The sequence below is a fragment of the Rouxiella sp. T17 genome, from assembly GCF_036663475.1.
Classification (GTDB): domain Bacteria; phylum Pseudomonadota; class Gammaproteobacteria; order Enterobacterales; family Enterobacteriaceae; genus Rouxiella.
In genome coordinates, this window is record NZ_JAWUEA010000031.1 from 36,773 (window position 1) to 52,386 (window position 15,614).

General features: G+C 53.3%; 11 protein-coding genes. 7 read left to right on the forward strand and 4 right to left on the reverse strand.

Annotated elements, in window-relative coordinates:
• Nucleotides 1-59 precede the first annotated feature (59 nt).
• From ssuD to ssuB, 3 genes are read left to right on the forward strand one after another with little or no spacing between them, the layout of a single operon-like run.
• On the forward strand, nucleotides 60-1,217 hold the full coding sequence (ssuD, locus tag SC206_RS11285; protein ID WP_332737220.1) for an FMNH2-dependent alkanesulfonate monooxygenase: 1,158 nt from the start codon (nucleotides 60-62) through the stop codon (nucleotides 1,215-1,217).
• Nucleotides 1,218-1,226: 9 nt separating this feature from the next.
• Nucleotides 1,227-2,039: an aliphatic sulfonate ABC transporter permease SsuC gene (gene ssuC / locus SC206_RS11290; RefSeq protein WP_332737222.1), complete on the forward strand. Its 813-nt coding sequence runs from the start codon at nucleotides 1,227-1,229 to the stop codon at nucleotides 2,037-2,039.
• Nucleotides 2,036-2,809: an aliphatic sulfonates ABC transporter ATP-binding protein gene (gene ssuB / locus SC206_RS11295; RefSeq protein WP_332737224.1), complete on the forward strand. Its 774-nt coding sequence runs from the start codon at nucleotides 2,036-2,038 to the stop codon at nucleotides 2,807-2,809. Before ssuC ends, ssuB begins: the two co-directional genes overlap by 4 nt.
• A gap of 146 nt (nucleotides 2,810-2,955) precedes the next feature.
• On the opposite strand, the gene pepN is transcribed toward ssuB, so the two are convergent.
• A complete protein-coding gene (pepN, locus tag SC206_RS11300; protein WP_332737227.1) occupies nucleotides 2,956-5,607 on the reverse strand; it encodes an aminopeptidase N in 2,652 nt (883 codons plus the stop codon).
• Between the two features lie 587 nt (nucleotides 5,608-6,194).
• Between pepN and pncB the strand changes: the two genes are divergently transcribed.
• From pncB to SC206_RS11320, 4 genes are all read left to right on the forward strand, one after another.
• Nucleotides 6,195-7,400, forward strand: a complete 1,206-nt coding sequence (pncB, locus tag SC206_RS11305; RefSeq protein WP_332737229.1) for a nicotinate phosphoribosyltransferase — start codon at nucleotides 6,195-6,197, stop codon at nucleotides 7,398-7,400.
• A gap of 378 nt (nucleotides 7,401-7,778) precedes the next feature.
• A complete protein-coding gene (gene asnS / locus SC206_RS11310; protein ID WP_332737231.1) occupies nucleotides 7,779-9,179 on the forward strand; it encodes an asparagine--tRNA ligase in 1,401 nt (466 codons plus the stop codon).
• 299 nt (nucleotides 9,180-9,478) lie between these two features.
• Nucleotides 9,479-10,570, forward strand: coding sequence for a porin (locus tag SC206_RS11315; RefSeq protein WP_332737233.1), 1,092 nt, complete (start codon nucleotides 9,479-9,481; stop codon nucleotides 10,568-10,570).
• A gap of 246 nt (nucleotides 10,571-10,816) precedes the next feature.
• The gene (locus SC206_RS11320) at nucleotides 10,817-12,007 is read left to right on the forward strand and encodes an amino acid aminotransferase (protein ID WP_332737235.1); all 1,191 of its coding nucleotides are present in this window, start codon (nucleotides 10,817-10,819) and stop codon (nucleotides 12,005-12,007) included.
• A gap of 108 nt (nucleotides 12,008-12,115) precedes the next feature.
• On the opposite strand, the gene SC206_RS11325 is transcribed toward SC206_RS11320, so the two are convergent.
• The 3 genes from SC206_RS11325 to ldtD form a co-directional block, all read right to left on the reverse strand.
• Nucleotides 12,116-12,748 (reverse strand): MBL fold metallo-hydrolase, encoded by a 633-nt coding sequence (locus SC206_RS11325; RefSeq protein ID WP_332737237.1) that lies wholly within the window; start codon nucleotides 12,746-12,748, stop codon nucleotides 12,116-12,118.
• Nucleotides 12,749-12,816: 68 nt separating this feature from the next.
• Nucleotides 12,817-13,368 carry a YcbK family protein gene (locus SC206_RS11330; RefSeq protein WP_332737239.1) on the reverse strand — a complete coding sequence of 184 codons (552 nt, stop codon included), beginning with the start codon at nucleotides 13,366-13,368 and terminating at the stop codon, nucleotides 12,817-12,819.
• Nucleotides 13,369-13,564: 196 nt separating this feature from the next.
• Complete coding sequence (ldtD, locus tag SC206_RS11335) at nucleotides 13,565-15,424, reverse strand: L,D-transpeptidase (protein WP_332737242.1); 1,860 nt, start codon at nucleotides 15,422-15,424, stop codon at nucleotides 13,565-13,567.
• Between the last annotated feature and the right edge of the window lie 190 nt (nucleotides 15,425-15,614).

The window sequence follows — 15,614 nt, forward strand, 5'->3', positions numbered from 1 at the left end:
CGAATTTCAACGAACTCCCGCGCACCCCTTGGTACGCGAAGAAATAAAAGGAATATTCCATGAGCTTGAACGTTTTCTGGTTTTTACCGACTCACGGTGACGGTCACTATCTCGGCACCGACGAAGGCGCACGCGCCGTCGATCACGGTTATCTGACGCAGATTGCTCAGGCAGTCGATCGCCTGGGTTTTGGCGGCGTACTGATCCCGACCGGGCGTTCATGCGAGGACTCCTGGCTGGTGGCGGCGTCACTGATTCCGGCCACGCAGCGTCTGAAATTTCTGGTCGCGCTGCGCCCCGGGATAATTTCTCCAACGCTGGCGGCGCGTCAGGCGGCAACGCTGGATCGCCTGTCAAATGGCCGTGCGCTGTTTAATCTGGTCACGGGCGGTGATCCTGACGAGCTGGCGGCCGAAGGTCTGTTTCTGAATCATGAGGAGCGTTACGAAGCTTCTGCCGAATTTACCCACATCTGGCGTCGCGTGCTGGAAGGAGAAACCGTGACCTTCGAGGGCAAACATATCAGCGTGAAAAACGCCAGTTTGCTGCATCCTCCGGTGCAAACCCCTCGCCCGCCGCTCTATTTTGGCGGCTCTTCAGAAGCCGCGCAGGAGCTGGCCGGTGAACAGGTTGAACTTTATTTAACGTGGGGCGAGCCGCTGGCACAGGTCAAAGAGAAGATTGAACAGGTGCGCGCCAAAGCTGCCAAGCATGGTCGTAGCGTGCGTTTCGGCATTCGTCTGCACGTGATTGTGCGTGAGACCACCGAAGAAGCGTGGAAGGCGGCGGATCGTTTAATTGCCAATCTCGACGATGAAACTATCGCCAAAGCGCAGGCAAAATTCGCCAAAACCGACTCTGTCGGCCAGCATCGCATGGCCGCGCTGCACGGTGGTAATCGCGACAAGCTGGAAATTGCGCCAAACCTCTGGGCCGGTGTCGGTCTGGTGCGCGGCGGTGCGGGCACGGCGCTGGTGGGCGACGGTCCAACCGTGGCGGCCAGAATGCAGGAATACGCCGACCTCGGCATCGACACCTTCGTGCTGTCGGGTTATCCGCATCTTGAAGAAGCTTATCGCGTCGGCGAGCTGCTGTTCCCGCATCTGGATCTGGCGAAAGATGAGGGCCAATCGCCTGCCAATCATCGTCCTATCGAAGCGCGCGGCGAGTTGGTGGCCCACGGATTTGCGCCACAGCGCATTGCCGCTGAAAGTTAAGGATGACGCATGAGCACGAGAATTCACAGCAATACGCGAACCGAGCGCTGGTTAAATCGTTTAAGCCCGTGGGTGCTGCCGGTCGTGCTGATTGGCGGCTGGCAGCTGGCGGTTGAGGCGGGCCTGCTGTCGAACCGCATTCTGCCTGCGCCGAGCGCGGTGGTTGAGGCATTCTGGACGCTGGCGAAATCCGGCGACCTGTGGGCGAACCTAAAAATCAGTACCTTCAGGGCGCTGACCGGCTTTGTGATTGGCGGCAGCATCGGTTTGCTGCTCGGTTTTATCACCGGCCTGTCGCGCTGGGGTGAGCGGCTGCTCGACAGCTCGATGCAGATGCTGCGCAATATTCCGCATCTGGCGCTGATTCCGCTGGTTATTTTATGGTTTGGTATCGATGAATCCGCCAAGATTTTTCTGGTGGCGCTGGGCACCCTATTCCCGATTTATCTCAATACTTATCACGGCATTCGCAACATTGACCGCGGGCTGCTGGAGATGTCGCGCAGCTACGGTTTGTCGGGCTTCCCGCTGTTTATTCAGGTGGTGCTGCCGGGCGCGCTGCCGTCGATTATGGTCGGCGTGCGCTTTGCACTGGGCTTTATGTGGTTGACGTTAATCGTGGCCGAAACGATTTCCGCCAATTCAGGCATTGGTTATTTAGCCATGAACGCCCGCGAATTCCTGCAAACTGACGTCGTGGTGGTCGCCATCGTGCTCTACGCCATTCTCGGCAAGCTGGCCGATATGCTGGCGCGCGGCCTTGAAAGCGTCTGGCTGCGCTGGCATCCGGCGTATCAGAAAAAACACGGAGAAACCGCATGAGTGAACCGACTCGAATTCCTCAAGGCACGCCGGTGACGCTGGCAAATATCGTCAAAAAATATGGTGCTCGTACGGTATTAAAAGACATTAATCTGCGCATCGCGCCGGGCCAGTTTGTTGCGGTGGTTGGCCGCAGCGGCTGTGGCAAAAGTACTCTGCTGCGCCTGCTCGCCGGTCTGGAAAAAAACACCGATGGCGAACTGCTGAGCGGCAGCGCGCCTCTGAGTAAGGTCCAAGATGACACAAGACTGATGTTTCAGGACGATCGCCTGCTGCCGTGGAAAAAGGTGATTGATAACGTCGGGCTTGGCTTGAAAGGTAACTGGCGTCCGGCGGCGCAGGCCGCGCTGGAAGAAGTGGGTTTAGCGGATCGAGCCAACGAATGGCCGGCCGCGCTGTCTGGCGGACAAAAACAGCGCGTGGCGCTGGCGCGGGCACTGATCCACCGCCCTCGCCTGCTGCTGCTTGACGAACCTCTCGGCGCGCTGGATGCCTTAACCCGCATCGAAATGCAGGCGCTGATTGAACGCCTGTGGCAGCAGCACGGATTTACCGTTTTGCTGGTTACCCATGACGTCAGCGAAGCCGTAACCGTCGCCGACCGGGTAATTTTGATTGAACAAGGCGAAATCGGGCTGGACCTGATTGTCGATCTCCCGCGCCCTCGCCGTCGTGGCTCAGCGCGCCTTGCCGAGCTGGAAGAACAGGTGCTGGACCGCGTTTTACGCCCGCAGTTTGCCAATACTGAAGCTAAAGTCGCGCAGCGTTAAACATTCCTGCCATTACTTTTTGAATAAAATAGATCACGTTAAAAATCTCCCCATAAATAAGGGCGACATCTCTGTCGCCCTTTTGCTTGCTGATGGTTAGTGTTGATTTAAGGCGTTTACCTTAATTCCATAGCGTTTGCGGCTAATTAGGCATCCAGCGCCTTGGAGATTTTCTCGTACAGGTCGCCCGAGAGGTTTTCCAGCCCTTTCAGTTTCAGCAGCGCCTGTCGCATCATGCCCTGACGGCTTTCGTCATAACGTTTCAAACGAATCAGCGGCTCAATCATTCGTGCAGCAACCTGCGGATTGCGGGTGTTCAAATCGGTCAGCATTTCCGTCAGGAAGGCATAACCGCTGCCGTCGGCCGCGTGGAAGGCTGACGGATTACCCTGCGCAAACGCGCCAATCAGTGAACGAATCCGGTTCGGATTGCCCATGCTGAACGAGCGATGCGACAGCAAGGCACGCACCTGCGACAGCACGTCAGCGGCCGGGCTGGTGGATTGCAGCATAAACCACTTGTCCATCACCAAACCATCCTGATGCCAGCGTTCATCAAAGGCCGCCAGCAGGCGATCGCGACTTGGCAAATTAGCCGCCACCGCCGCCGACATCGCGGCCAGCGAATCAGTCATGTTGTCAGCTTTATCAAACTGCGCGCTGACCAGACGATCGGCCTGCGTCGCGTCGGCGAACGCCAGATAGCGTAGACAAACGTTGCGCAGCGAACGCTTGCCAATATCGTCATGCACCACGCGATACGACGGCAGCGCGTTGGCGTGATAAACCGCCAGGAATTCGTCGGCCATTTCGACCGCCAGACAGCGAGTAATGGACTCGTGTACGGCGTGAATCGCTTCCGGATCGATAGTCTCGAACAGCTCGGCAATTTCATTTTCAGACGGCAGCGTCAGAATCTGCGCCGCCAGCGCGGGATCGATGGTTTCATCAAGCAGCACGGCGCGGAAGGCGTCGGCAACGTGCAGTGGCAGCGACAGCGGCTGTTTCTGCTGATGGCGCGCTACGTTCAGTTTGATATAAATCGCCAGCAAGCTTTGCGCCGAGTCCCAGCGCGAGAAATCGTTGGTCGCATGTTTCATCAGGAAGGTCAGCTGGTGGTCGCCGTAGGTGTAATCGAGCTTCACCGGCGAGGAGAATTCGCGCAGCAGCGACGGCGTTGGCTGATAGGCCACTTCTTCAAAGATAAACGTCTGTTCGGCTTCAACCACGTTCAGCACGTTACTGACTTTTTCACCGTGCTGTTTCAGCTCGATAACGCCACCCTGCGGGTCATAAAGCTCGATATCCAGCGGAATATGCAGCGGCAGCTTTTCAGTCTGGTCAGGCGTTGGCGGCGTTTTCTGGCTTACCGTCAGCGTGTAGGTCTGCTTCTCGACGTCATAATCATCGCGCACGGTCAGAACCGGCGTACCCGACTGACTGTACCAGCGGCGGAACAGTGAAAGGTCAACGTTGGAGGCATCTTCCATCGCCTGCACGAAATCGTCGCAGGTTGCCGCGCTGCCGTCGTGGCGTTCGAAGTAAAGCTTAATTCCGGCCTGGAACTGCTGCTCGCCCAGCAACGTGTGCAGCATGCGGATCACTTCTGAACCTTTTTCATACACCGTTAAGGTGTAGAAGTTGTTCATTTCGATGACTTTCTCAGGGCGTATTGGGTGCGCCATCGGGCTGGCATCTTCGGCAAACTGCGCGCCGCGCATGATGCGCACGTTGTCGATTCGATTAACCGAACGCGAGCCTAAATCGGAGCTGAACTCCTGATCGCGGAACACCGTCAGGCCTTCTTTCAGGCTCAGCTGGAACCAGTCGCGGCAGGTCACGCGGTTGCCGGTCCAGTTGTGGAAATATTCGTGGCCAATCACGGCTTCAATGCCGAGATAGTCTTTATCGGTCGCGGTTTCGGCTTTCGCCAGCACAAATTTGGAGTTAAAGACGTTGAGGCCTTTATTTTCCATCGCGCCCATGTTGAAGAAGTCGACGGCGACAATCATAAAGATGTCGAGGTCGTATTCGAGATTGAAACGGCTTTCGTCCCATTTCATCGACTGCTTCAGGGACTCCATCGCCCAGTCGGCGCGATCGAGATTACCGCGATCGACGAAGATCTCCAGCGCGATATCACGGCCTGAACGAGTAATGAATTTGTCGCGTAATACGTCGAAATCACCGGCAACGACGGCAAACAGGTAGCACGGTTTCGGGAACGGATCTTCCCATTTGATCCAGTGACGTCCGCCGTCCAGCTCGCCCTGATCGACCTTGTTGCCGTTTGAAAGCAGATAAGGATAGAGCGCTTTATCGGCCACAATGCGGGTGGTAAAACGCGCCAGCACGTCAGGTCGGTCGAGATAATAGGTAATGTGGCGGAAACCTTCGGCTTCACATTGGGTACATAGCGCGTCGCCAGAAAGATAAAGTCCTTCCAGCGCGGTATTTTTCGCAGGATGAATTTGGTTGACGATTTTCAGCTCGAAAGCTTCGGGCACGCCGTTGATAACCAGTGTGTTTTCGCGAACCTGATAGTTCGGCCAGTCCTGATTATTGACCTTGATACTGATAAGCGTCAGGTCTTCGCCATTTAACACCAGCGCGGCACCTTCGGCACCTAAACGCTTGATTTGACTGACGGCGGTAACGGTGGTCAGCTGCGCATCAAGGTCGAAATCCAGGTCAATGTCGGTGATGGTGTAATCAGGAGCACGATAATCGTGGCGATATTTAATTTGCGGCTGCGCGAGTGCGTCGCTCTGTTGTTCGGTTTGCAACTGATCAGTCATAGAAGAACCTTTTGGCGTGTGCATGGAATACGCGTGACGGGAATAAATAAACTCTATCACAGAAGAAAGAAATTCCCAGATTGTTACCGGCCTGTAGCGTCAAGCGGCGAGCTTTTAGGCTATCTCTCCGCGATGCTGCACAAAGATAAAAAAATTCACGCCTAATTTTTCACCTTTTTTTAACTATTTTGTGCGATCGCTCTTAACATCGTTTCTAAATAATTTCGGCGGTTGGTTATTCAACTTTCAAACTATCGGGTAAACCCATTACGCTGTAAAACGTGATCAACCTCCTGTATTCGCTGCAAATATTAGGAAAGACATTAATTTTTAACGGGTTATTTAATTGTTAAGATTTATCGGAAACCATGGCCCACTCTCTTATGGAAGGCACATTTGGCCCTCGACCCTGCACGCGCAAATATGCTCAGATGAGGGTTCATTGGCCCGATAATGCGATATACTTCTCAAACTTTGCGCTTTATCAAGACCATAAAAATACTATTCAAAGTCATTTGAATCACAGCTTTTCCCACTTTAACGCTGTTATTTCAAGGACGAAGGATATGACGAGGATGCCGCGCGCTATGACTTCATACGCCTCCCCGATTTTGAGTTCGATGCTGGACACTGATGCCTACAAGCTGCACATGCAGCAGGCCGTTTTTCATCGTTATAACACCAGTCATGTGGTTGCCGAGTTCCGTTGCCGTGGCGACGAGCTGTTGGGCGAATACGCGGATGAAATCCGCCATCAGGTAGCATTGATGAGTGAGCTGGCGCTGACCGACGACGAGTTTTCCTATCTCTCGGGTCTGCCCTTCTTCAGTCAGGACTACCTGCAATGGCTGCGCGATTTTCGCTATAACCCGCGTCACGTCGAAATTTCCGATCGTCACGGTCATCTGCATATTCGTATTGCGGGTCCGTGGCGTGAAGTGATCATGTGGGAAGTGCCGCTGTTGGCGGTCATTAGCGAAGTGGTGCATCAGCATCGCTCGCCGGACGTCACGCCAGAGATGGCGGTTGAACAGCTGCGCAAGAATTTGCAGAAGTTCAAGCAGGATGCCGAGAATATCGATCTCTCTGCGTTCAAGCTGATGGATTTCGGTACGCGTCGGCGTTTCTCGGGCGCGGTGCAGCGGGCGATTGTCAGCACGCTTAAGGCCGAATTCCCGTATTTGGTCGGCACCAGCAACTATGATTTGGCGCACCAGTTGCAGCTTAATCCGGTCGGCACGCAGGCGCACGAGTGGTTTCAGGCGCACCAGCAGCTGAGTCCGGTGCTGGCAAATAGCCAGCGGGCGGCGCTGCAATCGTGGCTCGATGAATATCCTGACCAGCTCGGCATTGCATTAACCGACTGCATCACCATGGACGCTTTCCTGCGCGACTTCGGCAGTAAATTTGCCAACGCCTATCAGGGGCTGCGCCACGACTCGGGCGACCCGTTTGAATGGGGCGAAAAAGCTATCGCCCATTTCGAGAAGCTCGAGATTGATCCGATGAGCAAAACGCTGGTGTTCTCCGACAACCTGGATCTCGACAAGGCGCTGGATTTATATCGTCGTTTCCACAGCCGCATTAATCTGGTGTTTGGTATCGGTACGCGTCTGACCTGTAACATTCCGGGCGTCAAACCGCTGAATATCGTGATCAAGCTGGTGCAATGTAACGGCAAACCGGTGGCGAAACTGTCGGACAGCCCGGGCAAAACCATCTGTCAGGACAAGGCGTTCGTGAAAGCCCTGCGCAAAGCGTTTGACCTGCCGCTGGTGAAGAAAGCCTCCTAGCTTTTCGCCGCACGTCAGAATTGCGGCAGTGATCGGTAATAAAAATAATCGGTAATAAAAAGGAAAGAGCCACTGTTCTTTCCTTTTTCTCTTTCTATCTCACGCGAAGATGACTTTGTCGCAGCAAGAACCCGCCACGAGAAAATTCTCTCTATAAAGAAGAAAAATTCCCTCTTAGCACGCCCTCTCCTGCTTTCTGCTTAAAGTTTTGCCAACGCGCGGATAAATGTTGCGATTAGCGGGCGATTTCTGCTTGTGTCCTGAAAAAGCCTAAGTAACATAGCAAAACCCTTTTAAAAGGTGTGTGGCTGTTCAAACAGGTTTTTAATTCGAATTTAAAACCATCGGTATCATTAGAACTATTTAAGAGAGAAATCTATGAGCGTTGTGCCTGTAGTCGACGTACTGCAAGGCCGTGCTGCGGTTGACAGTGAAGTCACCGTGCGTGGTTGGGTGCGTACCCGGAGAGATTCAAAAGCTGGCATCTCCTTCGTCGCCGTTTATGACGGTTCCTGCTTTAATCCGTTACAGGCCGTCGTAAATAATTCTCTGCCTAATTATCAGGAAGACGTGCTGCGCCTGACCACCGGCTGTTCGGTTGAAATCACCGGCACCGTGGTGGCTTCGCCGGGCGAAGGCCAGAGCTTTGAACTTCAGGCAACGCACGTGAAAGTCGTGGGCTGGGTTGATGATCCTGATACTTATCCGATGGCGGCAAAACGTCACAGCATCGAATATTTGCGTGAAGTGGCTCACCTGCGTCCGCGTACCAACCTGATTGGTGCCGTAGCGCGCGTGCGTAATACTCTGTCGCAGGCGATTCACCGTTTCTATCACGAAAACGGTTATTTCTGGGTCTCTACCCCGCTGATCACCGCTTCCGATACCGAAGGCGCTGGCGAGATGTTCCGCGTTTCTACGCTGGACATGGAAAACCTGCCGCGTACTGACAAGGGCGCCGTGGATTACAGCGAAGATTTCTTCGGCAAAGAGGCGTTCCTGACCGTTTCGGGCCAGCTGAACGGCGAAACTTACGCCTGTGCGCTGTCCAAGGTTTACACCTTCGGCCCGACTTTCCGCGCTGAAAACTCAAACACCAGCCGCCATCTGGCTGAATTCTGGATGGTTGAGCCTGAAGTTGCCTTCGCCACGCTGGATGACATCGCCTCACTTGCAGAAAATATGCTTAAGTATGTCTTCCAGGCTGTTTTGAACGAACGTGCCGATGATATGGCCTTCTTCGCCGAACGCGTAGACAAAGATGCTGTTTCTCGCCTGGAACGTTTTGTAACATCTGATTTCGCGCAGGTCGATTATACCGATGCAGTAGAAATCCTTATCAATTGCGGCGTGAAATTCGAAAATGAAGTTTCATGGGGCGTTGACCTTTCTTCCGAGCATGAGCGTTATCTGGCCGAGCAACACTTCAAAGCGCCGGTAGTGGTTAAAAACTACCCGAAAGACATCAAAGCTTTCTATATGCGTATGAATGATGACGGAAAAACCGTTGCGGCGATGGACGTTTTGGCGCCGGGTATCGGCGAGATTATCGGGGGTTCTCAGCGTGAAGAGCGCCTTGATGCACTGGACGCGCGTCTGGAAGAGATGGGCCTGAATAAAGAAGATTACTGGTGGTACCGCGACCTGCGTCGTTACGGCACCGTGCCGCATTCAGGTTTCGGTCTTGGCTTTGAGCGTTTAGTCGCCTATGTGACCGGCGTGCAAAACGTGCGTGACGTTATCCCATTCCCAAGAACACCTCGCAGTGCAACCTTCTAATTAATTAAAAGTTATTAATTTAACATTAGTAGATACAACTAAAGGCCAGCGATGCTGGCCTTTAGCATTTTTAAACGTAGATCCCTGTCACAAAGTTCCGTAAGTTTTACATCCTGTAACACATTCTTTCCCACTGAAACAAGTTTAGGGGTTTAGTAGCATTTTCGATGTAGATTAAGAGCACCCTCAATGGAATAGTGCGTTCAGACACAGGAGACACCAAACTTTCAACAATAGTTCCGTAAAGTATTGTAGGCAGTGGCAAGGTGTCCAAATAACACCAATGAGGGTAATAATAAATGATGAAGCGCAACATTCTTGCAGTGGTTATCCCAGCCTTGTTAGCTGCTGGCGCAGCAAACGCAGCTGAAATTTATAACAAAGACGGCAACAAGCTGGATCTTTACGGTAAAGTCGACGGCCTGCATTACTTCTCTAAAGACGACGGTAGCGATGGCGACCAGTCTTACGTTCGTTTCGGCTTCAAAGGCGAAACCAAGATTAATGACAACATCACCGGTTACGGCCAGTGGGAATACAACGTTCAGGCCAACAACTCTGAAGGCTCTGACGCACAAGACGGCAACAAAACCCGTCTGGGCTTTGCTGGTCTGAAATTCGGCCAATGGGGTTCATTTGACTACGGTCGTAACTACGGTCTGATGTACGACACTATCGGCTGGACCGATATGATGCCTGAATACGGCGGCGACTCTGGTTACTCCGATGGCTACCTGGCGGGTCGTTCTACTGGCGTAGCAACTTACCGTAACACCAACTTCTTTGGTCTGGTTGACGGCTGGGACTTCGCTGTTCAGTACCAAGGCAAAAACGACCGTGATGATGGCGAAATCCTGCGCGGTAACGGTGATGGCTACGCGCTGTCTACCTCTTACACCTCTTCAATTGGTCTGGGAATCGTAGGTTCATGGGCTGAATCCAACCGTACCGACGGTCAGAAAGAGCTGGCATTCGGCAACGGCGAGAACAAGGCACGCAGCTGGGGCACCGCCATCAAGTATGATGCAAACAACGTTTACGTTGCTGCACTCTACTCTGAAACCCGCGATGCAGCTCGCATCTCCGGCGACGTTGATGGCGTTGCTGAAAGCGGCTTCGCTAACAAAGCGGTCACCGAAGAAATCATTGCTCAGTACCAGTTCGATTTCGGTCTGCGTCCTTCTGTTGCTTACGTGCAGTCTAAAGGCAAAGATATCGAAGGTATCGGCGACGCATACCTGTACAAATACTATGAAGTTGGCGCAACTTACTACTTCAACAAAAACATGTCCACCTACGTTGACTACAAAATCAACCGTCTGGACGACAACAACGCACTGGGTCTGGCGACCGACGACGTTGTTGCACTGGGTCTGGTATACCAGTTCTAATCCGCTTGAGTTAGCGCCTTCGGGAGCAACTCGGGAAGATGAAAAAGGCAGGGCTTCGGCTCTGCTTTTTTTTTCGCCTTTTTATCGGCTTTTTCGTCATTTTTTCGCCATTATTTATCAGATTGGCTAATGCTGGCGCCCCGCTCACAACTCTGTTTTCTTTTTTCCGCAAACGGTTGGCAAAGCTGGATTCTGGCGGTAACCTGAGTGCCTATTCTGTTATTCACAGGCCATGGAAGTTTCTCAATGTTTGAAAAAATCACTGCCGCACCCGCCGATCCTATCCTGGGTCTAACCGATCTTTTCCGCGCCGACGATCGTCAGGACAAAATCAATCTCGGAATTGGTGTTTACAAAGACGCTTCAGGTAAGACGCCGGTTCTGGCCAGTGTTAAGAAAGCCGAGCTTTATCTGCTTGAAAATGAAACCACCAAAACCTATCTGAGCATCGACGGTTTGCCTGATTTCGCCGCCTGCACTCAGGGCCTACTGTTTGGCGCAGAGAATGCCCTTATTGCCGCCAAACGTGCGCGCACGGCACAAACGCCGGGCGGGACCGGTGCGCTGCGCATTGCTGCCGATTTCGTCGCCACGCAAACCAGCGCCAAGCGCGTATGGGTGAGTAATCCGAGCTGGCCAAATCACATCGGCGTGTTCTCCTCCGCCGGTCTGGAAGTCAAAGAGTACAACTACTACGACGCCGAAAAGCACGCGCTGGATTTCGACGGCATGCTGCAAAGCCTGAGCGAGGCGCAGGCCGGTGACATCGTGCTGTTCCACGGCTGCTGCCATAACCCGACCGGCATCGATCCTACCGTTGAACAATGGCAACAGCTGGCGGATCTTTCCGTTGCCAACGGCTGGCTGCCGCTGTTCGATTTCGCCTATCAGGGCTTCGCCAAAGGTCTGGAAGAAGACGCGCAGGGCCTGCGTATTTTCGCCGCGCTGCATGACGAACTGCTGGTCGCCAGCTCTTACTCCAAGAACTTCGGCCTGTATAACGAGCGCGTCGGGGCCTTCACGCTGGTCACTGCAGATGCCGAAACCGCCGATCGCGCCTTTAGCCAGGTTAAATCGGTGATTCGCACCAACTACTCCAACCCGCCGGCACACGGCGCGGCGGTCGTTGCGACTATTCTGGGTAATCCAGCGCTGCGTGCGTTGTGGGAACAGGAACTCAGCGACATGCGCCAGCGTATCCACCAGATGCGTGAGCTGTTTGTGACCACGCTGAAAGAGAAAGGAGCAAAGCAGGACTTCTCCTTCATCATTGAGCAAAACGGCATGTTCTCGTTCAGCGGCCTGAGCAAAGAGCAGGTGCTGCGCCTGCGTTCAGAATTTGGCGTTTATGCTGTGAATTCAGGACGCATCAACGTGGCAGGCATCACGTTAGACAATATGACGCCACTGTGCGAAGCCATCGTCGCGGTGCTGTGATTTCCAGTCAGTTATTTGCCTTATAAAGAAAACAAAAAGCCAGCTTATCGCTGGCTTTTTTATTGTGTGAAGAGTCTAGACTCCCCAAAGGCATTGACGCTAACGCAGCTACGACAGGAGGAAAGGATTGGACTGTTTTTCAGAGCCGATTGTAGACATTGGCCCGTGCCCCGGCAGGAAGACCACGTCATCGCCTAATGGCAGCATTTTGGTTTTAATCGAGGCTATCAAGTCTTGATGACTGCCGCGCGGGAAGTCGCTGCGCCCAACGCCGCCTTTAAATAGCACATCGCCAGACACCGCAAAACGCGCTGCGTCGTTGAAAAAGATAATGTGTCCGGGCGTATGTCCAGGGCATTCCAGCACGGAGAATTTCTCTTCTCCGACCTGCACCACATCGCCCTCTTCCAGCCAGGTATCTGGCAGAAACGCCGCGCAGTAATCCAACCCAAAACGCTGACTTTGCTCGGGCAGGCCGTCCAGCAAAAATTGATCTTCTTTATGCGGGCCAATAATCGGCACCTGATAGTGAGCGGCAATTTCAGCGGCGGCACCGACGTGATCAAGATGGCCGTGGGTCAATAAGACCTGCGTCACCTGAACGCCAAGCGCGCTGACTTCACGCTGAATTTTTTCCGCTTCACCGCCGGGATCGACAATGGCTGCCTGATTGGTTTTAGAACAATAGATTACTGAACAGTTCTGGCCGAACGCCGTCACCGGAATGATGTGATACTTCATGTAAGTTACTCTCCACGCGCCTGCAACGGCTAAAGTTGCAGGCTATTTATTGTCTGTCGACAACAGGATCACGCCCAGCTTCTGACGGGTCCGGTATCGATGTGAACAAAGTCACTACGTGGATAATATCCTACACCACCCATCCGCATTTTTAATGCCGCTTTGCGGATATTTGCCAAATCAACGCCTTGAATGTGGAAATCCATGGCCTGGCCCAGCGTGTGGTAACTGTGTTTCGCGACGCCGCTACCGCGCTCGCGCAGCTTATTGTTGGTCCCCAGCGTGCGGTAGCCTGAAATCAGCTGAACCGGCTTGTTGGTGCCCAGCATAATTTGCAGGCGGTAAATGTGATCGAAAAGCTGAGGATCGATATTTTTGACCTGTTCGGCACGATAGTCGCGGAACAAATGATTCAATCGCGCCAACTCATCCCTGTTGTATTTCTTGCCGTCAAAAAATTCGGTTTTGAGGGTTTCACCAGTGTGGAGGTTGTTAATCACCAAAACGCGGGGTCTTGGTGTCGACAGCGTAGCGAAAGCCCGGTTAGGGAGAAGCGCCACGCCCATAGCTGCACCGCCCAGTGTCAGCCATTTACGACGATGTTTATCTATTTGATCCATGAACAGTCAATTACCTGATAGCGAATTCTGAAAAGAAGGTCTTGATAAAGGCCAGAATTTGACCCCTCGCAACCTTAACCGCCTTGATAGGGGGAGTCAACAGAGCGAAATTGGACTTAAGGTGCCAATATTCCTCTGTCGATCCCCTTTCGGTTTGCTGTTTCAGACACTTATCAGCTTAAAATTGCTGCATTTATCAGAGCAGTTTTTCTGCCTGTGGCAGAATTTGTGCACCCGATCTCACGGTCGAATCATAATTGTAAATATCTGTGCGGAACTGCGGCTTACCATCGTCAGCGACCCATGCTGTTAAATAGAACAATTTTACCGGTATATGATGGCGAATCGGCACGAAGGTGGTACTGCCGCCCTGCACGGTCAAGGAAATTCGCGCATCGTTCCAACCCGTATTATTCAACAGCATGTTGGCCAACTCTGACGCCTTGTTAACCCGCACACAACCTGAGCTAAGCGCACGCACGTCGCGCTGGAACAGATTGTGGTTCGGCGTATCGTGCAGATAAATGGCGTCCGAGCTTGGCATATTAAATTTATAGCGGCCCAGCGCGCTCATTGCACCCGCCTGTTGACGCACGCGATACGGGAAGTTGTTCGGCGACACCATGCTCCAGTTAATCGTTGACGGATCAATAACCTCCGCGTCGTTGCTCCAGCCGGAAAGCAGAGTAAAGCCGTGTTTCTGCAAATAACCCGGGTCGCGAATCACCTTCGGCACGATGTCCTGACGAACCAGCGTTGTCGGCACGTTCCACGGCGGATTCAGCACCACGTTGCTTAACACGCTGCTCATCAGCGGCGTTTTACGGCTTGGACGGCCTACAATTACGCGCGATGACAGCACTTCATTGCCGTTGAGATAGTATTTCAGCGAATAGTTCGGGATGTTAACCATAATGCCGGTATTCACATCGCCCGGCAGAATGCGCAGACGCTGGATGTTAAGCGCCAGCAGCGTGGCGCGGGTGCGCGGCGAGGCATTAAGCCACTGACGCGTGCTCGGCCCTATTACGCCGTCGGCCTCAAGACCCTGCCATTTCTGGAAGCGTTTTACCGCCTCCACCAGCTGCGGAGTGTAGATATTATCGGCGACGGCCACCGGCAGCATACGATCCGGCTGGGTTGCAGGCGGCGAGGCGTTATCAGGCGTCGGGGTTGGCAAAACGTCTTGCACGGAGGTCGCCGACGGGCTTACGGCAGGCGACGGCTTTTGGGTTTTATCTGCGGTTTCATCGACAGAGAAATCTTCAACGTTATTGCTGGTGGTATTCTGGGCGATGGTTTCGGCGGTTGGCGTAGGCGGCGAATTATCTACGACGTCAACCATCGAGGCACTGCGCGCCAGAATCTGTCGTAGCGCGGGCACGTCGTCACTCACCTGCCCCGGACGTAAACTGATTGGGCTGCTCATCTGCGGCCATGCCTGCGAATCGGCCAGCAACGTTTTCAGCGCGGCGTGCATCTTTTTATACTGCGGATGCTGCGGTTCAAGCGTAGTGAGATAATGCGCGGTTGAGCCGCGGCGCACGGCAAGCTGCCACTGATTAATCACGGTCAGCGGCGGCGTGCTCATTTTATAAGGAGTCGAACTGTACAACCAGTTGCTGCCGTTCACTTCCACGCCGCTGGTAAATTGCAGATAACCCAGCATCGCGTCAGACAGCACTACGTCGCGCGCCATTCCGGTGATGCCCGGATCGGTCAACCATTTTACCCATTGGGTAAACTGCGGCTGCACGCCGGAAATCGCCACCTCGGCCAGTTGCTGCTGGAACTGATGAACAGCGTCTCTGTCCTGCCACATGGGCTGCATGTGATTCGCCGCATAAAGCGAGGCCAGCGTAGACATAAACAGCGGTTTGACGCGGCTCGGCAGCTCGGCCTGCAAATGGTTCAGGCTTTGCACGCTGGAGAGCGTCGTGGTCTTGACCGGCATTGTCGGCATCGCCGCATAGCTCTGGGTGAAGGGCGCAAAACTGATCGCCAGCAAACTTCCGGCCATCAAAACCCTGAGAGACTCATTACGCTTAAGCATCATCCCGTGCCTCACTTAAATACCAAAATAGCGACATCGCTAACAAAATTTTATTAATAATGACCTAAGCACACTGCCCATATATTAATTATATAAACATAATCTTAAGTTTGCTCAGCCCGACTCTATAATTGTCCGGCGAGTAACAATAAAAAAACCCCGACCACTATTATTTGGTCGAGGCTTTTGATTG